The sequence below is a fragment of the Proteiniphilum sp. UBA1028 genome, from assembly GCF_002316955.1.
In the GTDB taxonomy this organism is placed as follows: domain Bacteria; phylum Bacteroidota; class Bacteroidia; order Bacteroidales; family Dysgonomonadaceae; genus Proteiniphilum.
Map to the genome: position 1 here is coordinate 52,225 of NZ_DCEN01000051.1, position 676 is coordinate 52,900.

General features: G+C 46.6%; 1 protein-coding gene. It reads left to right on the forward strand.

The window, feature by feature from the left end:
• The coding region (locus B3Z75_RS09710; RefSeq protein WP_294070890.1) for a TonB family protein at positions 1–676 on the forward strand (676 nt) is incomplete at both ends.

Below are 676 nucleotides of genomic sequence, written 5' to 3' on the forward strand. Positions count from 1 at the left end.
ATGCCGAAGCTGTTCGTGTGTTGAAGATGATGCCCGACTGGAAACCCGGCACACAACGTGGTCAGGCTGTGAATGTACGATTTACGCTTCCGGTGGCTTTCAGCCTAAACAAAAATGAATCGAAGATAATCATTGACGAATTGAAAACGAATGAAGGGAGTATGTCGGTACAGGCACAGGTGCAGCAGAACTTCCTGTTTCCGGGCGGTAGCAAGGAGTTTATGAGGTTTATTTCCGAAAGAATTAAATACCCGGTGGAAGCACAGGAAAAAGGTGTGCAGGGAGTCGTGAATGCTTCGTTTCGGGTAAATAGTGCTGGAGATATAACCGGGGTAGAAGTGACAGGCAATTCGGATGAGATGGCAACTTTGAACAACGAAGTGTTGCGGGTAATCGGGGAAATGCCTCAATGGGAAAAGGATGAATCCCTTTTGGTATCCGGTAGAGTGACAGACTCCGGTTCTCAGCCGTTACAAGGTGCGTCCGTTATTGTAAGAGGAACCAACATCGGTACGATCACGGATGCAAACGGCCATTTTCAACTGAAAGTCCCTGCCGCAAGAAATACTCTGTCAATCTCTTTTGTCGGGTACAAAACGGAAGAGATGTTGCTGTCAAACCTGAAGTCATCAAGTGGGGAAATTGTCACAAACTTACCGGTTGTTTTTAGATTGCA